Below are 5,515 nucleotides of genomic sequence, written 5' to 3'. Positions count from 1 at the left end.
GCAGGTTCGCCTGCGAGAGGTACGCCGCTGCGCGGCGCAACACCTCGTTCTCCTGCTCGAGCAACCGGATCCGACGCTTGGCCTCACGCAACTCGACGGACTCCTGCCGATCCGAGTCCGGCCTGCCGCCACCTTCTCGGTCGGCCTTGGCCAACCAGTTCGTCAGACAGGTCTCCGAGATCCCGAAATCGGCGGCGACCTGTCTCAAGGTCACCCCCTCCTCCCGGGACCGAGCGACCCGCACGACATCCTCACGGAACTCTCGCGGATAAGCCTTGGGCATGGTGCACATCCTCTCCTGCGGCACCCCACGGCGCCACAGAGTCGTCTGTCACCTCCCCGTGCAGCAGACCCGCGCCAGCTCGGCGTCGGTGTGCGCCGAGCCGACATGCTCCACCCCGACGACCACGCCACCGGTCTTGCTCACCACCTGCACAGCGACCGCCCCGGACGCGGTCCGCACCTTGCGCACGAACCGCGAAGCCATACCCGAAGGCTACCCAGCACCCCATTCTTAGTGACCGAACCGCCCCGACCGCCGAGCCAAGACGCAGGTCAACGCAATAGGGTCAACTCCGGCCCACACCAGTGGCACGACTCAGGACTGGCTGGCGACCCTGGTCTCGGCCGAGGAGTCCTCCACCCAGGTCGAGGCCTGCTTCCTGGCGCGCAACACAAACAAGCCATCCCTCGACGCCATCGCCGGCGGGATTATACACTAAGCGAATGAGCGAACTCGGGGGCACTCGGGGGCAGGAGCGAACTCGGGGGCAGGGTCGATAATGGGGCAGCGGTCATCGCTGTGCCCTTCTTTCGAGTCGGTTGTGAGAGATCACTCGAAGGATCACGCGGTGACCGCACCTAGGTTCGTAAGCAGTCACCCGAGGTCGTCGTACCAACCCTATGGACTCAACTACCAGTCTGCTGGCGTGCTGCGTCGACACCATCGGCCTGCCGCCGCTATCACGCGATCCCGCGATGAACCTTCGGGAAGCGGTCGGCGCTCATGAGCCACTGCTTGCCGTATTCATCCCTGATCACCCATTGGTTTTCGGTCGCTACCTCTGAGCCCTCAGTAGTGTGAACGACCTCTCCCGGCTCGGCTCTGCGCGCCGTCACGTGCCCTGCCCGCCGGAACGCGTTGTCCCCTACCTGAATATAGGTGCGGTTGCGATCAACGGCTCGGACCGGCCATCGGGTCTTTGGGTCATTGCGCTCGAGGGCGTCCTGGCTCTCGGCGGCCCAGCAGTCCCCGACAGAGACCATCAGTGAGTTGCGTCCAAATGTCCACGTCTCAGATTTGGCCAGTGGCTGGCTGAAGTACGTGAGGGGTGCAACGGCCTCGTCATGGACGCGAAGGAATCTGCTTCCCCTTCGCTGGGCCAAAGTTGGAGTGCTGTCGCCCGGTGTGGCCAGGTACGGCTGGTAGCCGAGGCTTTCTAGCAGCTTCAGAGCGCCGACGACAGTGGCCTTGGTTTGTTTGAAGACCTGGTTTTGTGTGGGTTGGTCTGGGCAGTCTTCGCTGTTGGGGTGCGTCGGGCACGTATCTGGAGTGACCTTGGGGAGGGCGCCAAACCGCTTGATCTTGGGGTCCTCCTTCTGGTCGGTGGTCTCGACGCGTCTGCAACCCCAAACCCATCCATGACGCTCGTAGTAAGCGCGCCAGTCCTCCTGCTCAGGCAGGACCAGTTGGTTGACTTCGATGTCCTTCAGGGGGGTCGGTTGCTGCCCCTCCAACTGGGGCGTCCAGACGCGTGGCACCTCAAGTGTTCCAACCTTCTGCATCACGTTCGTGAGGGCTCGCAGATTGCTGATTCGGTAGAAGTCACTGAGCAACTCCCACGGCAGGCCTCCCTGACGCAAAGCAGTCGTGCCGTAGGTCGCCACGTACTGCTCATGCAGCACACGCGCTGCGCGCATCCATCGGTCTTCAGGAATGCTCCCTTCTTGCATCAGAGATGGCGCGTATCGATGCAGTCCGAGCAGCGAGCCGTCGGACTCGAGGCCCCTGATCCGTGGGTCGTGATACACCCCGTGGCCCAGCTCGAAGAGCTGAAGGGTTCGGTGAGCGAGGAGGGCGGAAGTGGGTTCGTTCTCGCGGCAGTCCACCACGAAGGGCCGCCGGTACTGCGCGGCAGCGCTGTGGATGGCGGCTTCGCTGATCGGCTCGTCGACCGACTCGACAGAAAGGGTCGAGTTGCCGTACCAGGCCTGACGGAACATGTGATCTGCAGCGACCGACGGAGTGTGCGCTCCGATGAGGACGACAGGGGGTGCCAATTTGGGAAATTCTGAGGACAACGCAAGCCGTTCCCGGTGCGTTTGGGCGATCTCATCGAGGAGCGTTGTGGCAAATGATGTCGCGCCGAGGAGCACGAGTACATCGGGTTGCTCTCGCATAGCCAATGTGGCCACCTCTTGCGCGGTGACCTGTTGGGGTCCGAAGGCGTCCTCGATGATGGTTCGGGTGGACCGGGTCATGCTTTGGCGCCGATACTCCTCCGCATCCCGGGACTCGTCGATCCTGACGAGGATCTTCACGGGGGCGGACCCCTGGGGGGGCTGGTTCTTTCCCAGCAGCGCGTATGCCTCCCGCGCCACTGAGATGTTCTCCCCGCTGTCCGCAGCGATTGCATACACGGCTCGGATCCGCTTGGGTGCGCTCGCAATGCCCATTCTGCTCAGATCAGTCGGGTTACCGGTGAGCAGCTTGACGCCAGCCTGCCGCAGTCCTGCTAGAAGGGGGTTGAGCCGGTTGGGGTGGACGACGACGACGTGCGCCCGGTCGATCTGCTCGGCCTCTATCCAGCCTCTGACTTGGGCCTTTACCACAGGATCGGGGAAGTCGCGCCACGCCTTGGCACGTGAGGTTCCGTCGTGAGCCTTGGCCAATGCGCGAATGAACGGCTCAGTCTCCTCGATCAACCCAGTGACAATGACGAGGTGTTTCGCGAAGCGGATGTACAGCCTGTCTCGTTGTTCGGCGAAGAGCCTCAAGAGGACGGCGATCAGGGCACCGAGCGCAACAGCCAGCGCCAAGATTCGAGCGATTTGCACCGACACCGGCATCACCTCGGCACAACTATCTCCTACCTCCCCAAAAGGGTCGTGAGCTGCCCCAACGAAGAGCGTCATGGTGTCAAACACCGATGTCCAGAAGGTGGCCTCCTCCCCAGCGCAGGGCCAATACCCAACCATCCCGAGGAAGATGGCGATGACGGCACCCACAAACCCCGTTACGAGAGCGAACGGACGGCCCTGATTTCGGCGCGGTACCCAATACACAAGGAACACGCCCAAGGCAGCCAGGAAGAAGGCAGCAATTGCCAGGTAATCACCATGGCGGTTCAAGAGGAGCCGCAGCCCCTCCGGTGTCTGTGCCAGAACTGCGGAGATCGTGCTCGGGAACCCCACGAGGACGGTCGCGAGGCCCATGAGCGATAGCCCTATCCACACTGGTCTCCACGATCCATCGTCTACAAGCGGCTTGCGGACAGCAGCCACCCGACTGCGATTTAGTGCTCGTCTCAATAATGCCGGCGCGATCGGCACTGCGCCCTCCCGCCTTGACGAAATCGGCTTGTCCTGGGCGTGATACTAGCGGTAGATACTTCGGGCGTGAAAATCGGCCTCAAGCAGGTCGGTTTCGTGGGCCTGGTCCTGGCACAACGACGACTCATCGGACGACTCGCTCCCTTCGACGCTGTGAGAGGTCGCTAGCCAGTCATTCAAGCGTCATCGTATACTTGCCGCGAAGTGCATCCAGTCGAGAAGTCGCCTGTGTGGTTTACCGGCTCTTCTAGTGTCGCGCGTCATTAGTTGCTTTACAGTTCGGGGTGGTCGATGATGGAGTATGTCGACTTCCGAGCTGGTGATCAGCGATGAGGACCGTGCGACGTTGACGTCGTGGACGCGTTCGAGCACTGCGGCTGCGGGCCGGGTGGAGCGGGCGCGGATCGTGTTGGCGGTGGCGCAGGGGCGGGGCACCTCGGGCACGGCCCGGGAGGTGGGCGTCTCGCGTCCGACGGTGATCAAGTGGCGGGAGCGGTTCCGGACCCACGGGCTGGCGGGGTTGGAGGATGAGCCTCGTTCGGGGCGGCCGAAACTCATCGATGACCGGGCGATCATCGCGGCCACGCTACGCAAGCCACCCCAGCGGCTGACGGTCACGCACTGGTCTTCGCGGCTGCTGGCCAAGGAGCTGGGGATCGGCGATGCCACGGTGGCTCGTGCCTGGCGCCGCTTCCACGTCCAGCCCTGGCGGCGCGGGACGTTCAAGTTCTCCACCGACCCGCAACTGGAGGCCAAGATCCGCGACGTGGTCGGCCTGTACCTGGACCCGCCGACCAACGCGGTCGTGCTGTGTGTCGATGAGAAGTCTCAGATCCAGGCGCTGAACCGCACCGCGCCGATCCTGCCGCTGCGATAAGGGCTGCCGGAGAGGGCGACTCATGACTACAAGCGCAACGGCACAACCACCCTGTTCGCGGCGCTGGAGATCGCCACCGGCAAGGTGACCGACCAGTGCTACGACCGGCACGGCAAGGCCGAGTTCCTCGACTTCCTGAAGAAGGTCGCCAAGGCCTACCCCGACCAGGAGCTCCACGTCGTCCTGGACAACTACCACACCCACAAGCACGACGACATCAACACCTGGCTCGCTGGGCACCCCCGGATCACACTGCATTTCACCCCCACCTCAGGGTCCTGGCTCAACCTCGTCGAGGTGTTCTTCGGGATCATCACCCGCCAGGCCATCCGGCGCGGATCCTTCGACAGCGTCAAAGAACTCGTCGACGCCATCCGAGCGTTCATCGCCGGCTGGAACCAGCGCTGCCACCCCTTCACCTGGACCAAGACCGCCGACGAGATCCTGCCCCACGCCACCCGTAAACGAGATTCAGACGCGCGACACTAGCTTGACCGGGCACGCTGGTCCTGCGTGGTGACACGACAGGGCCCGTGACCTCGGTGATCATGGCTGTTGTCAAGGCAGTTCATGGTCACGAAGGTGAGGTCACGGGCTTGGTTCAGCGTACGCAGGTTCAGGAAGAACCGACCCCGGCAGCGAGCAGGGATGCGACGTTGCTGCTCGGCATCGAGGGGTTGGCGGTCCGTCAGGTCGACCTCGAGGATGGCGCCCGGGTGGTGCACGTGGCCACCGCCGATGAGAGCGCGTCAGCCTGCCCGTCGTGCGGGGTCTTCTCCACCTCACTGAAGGGCAGGGCGACCACCCACCCCAGGGACCTGCCCTATGGAGAGGCGCCGATCGCGCTGGTCTGGCACAAGCGACGGTGGCGCTGCCGGGAGGCTCGCTGTGCTCGGGCCACGTTCACCGAGTCGCTGTCGGCGGTGCCGCCGCGGGCACGTGTGACGACGCGGCTGCGCAGCGCGTGCGGGGCCGGGATCGCGGACGGGTTCTCCAGCGTGCTGGCCGCCGCGGACCACTACGGGGTGTCCTGGCCGATCGCGCACGCCGCGTTCGTCGCGCACGTCGACCCGGTCCTGGCCGAGC

The 5,515-nt window shown here is 64.1% G+C and carries 4 protein-coding genes and 1 pseudogene; 2 read left to right on the top strand and 3 right to left on the bottom strand.

The features are described from left to right. From ABD225_RS09335 to ABD225_RS09325, 3 genes are all read right to left on the bottom strand, one after another. A partial coding sequence (locus ABD225_RS09335) for a transposase (RefSeq protein ID WP_344083999.1) occupies positions 1-283 on the bottom strand: 283 nt, incomplete at its 3' end. 48 nt (positions 284-331) lie between these two features. After that, positions 332-487, bottom strand: a complete 156-nt coding sequence (locus tag ABD225_RS09330) for a hypothetical protein (RefSeq protein ID WP_344084002.1) — start codon at positions 485-487, stop codon at positions 332-334. A gap of 476 nt (positions 488-963) precedes the next feature. Further along, a complete protein-coding gene (locus tag ABD225_RS09325) occupies positions 964-3,435 on the bottom strand; it encodes a hypothetical protein (protein ID WP_344083996.1) in 2,472 nt (823 codons plus the stop codon). Positions 3,436-3,853: 418 nt separating this feature from the next. Here ABD225_RS09325 and ABD225_RS09320 point away from each other — a divergent pair. Both ABD225_RS09320 and ABD225_RS09315 read left to right on the top strand, forming a co-directional pair. Continuing rightward, positions 3,854-4,918: pseudogene (locus tag ABD225_RS09320) on the top strand (IS630 family transposase). A gap of 167 nt (positions 4,919-5,085) precedes the next feature. Then, the coding region (locus tag ABD225_RS09315) for a transposase family protein (protein ID WP_344083993.1) at positions 5,086-5,515 on the top strand (430 nt) is incomplete at its 3' end.

The organism is Nostocoides veronense (assembly GCF_039531185.1).
Lineage (GTDB): Bacteria > Actinomycetota > Actinomycetes > Actinomycetales > Dermatophilaceae > Nostocoides_A > Nostocoides_A veronense.
This window is presented reverse-complemented; position numbering and strand designations above follow the sequence as displayed.

Excerpts from the sequence above, each read along its gene's own strand:
- ABD225_RS09330 (WP_344084002.1), bottom strand. The coding sequence starts at position 487 with ATGGCTTCGCGGTTCGTGCGCAAGGTGCGGACCGCGTCCGGGGCGGTC.
- ABD225_RS09325 (WP_344083996.1), bottom strand. The coding sequence starts at position 3,435 with ATGGGCCTCGCGACCGTCCTCGTGGGGTTCCCGAGCACGATCTCCGCA.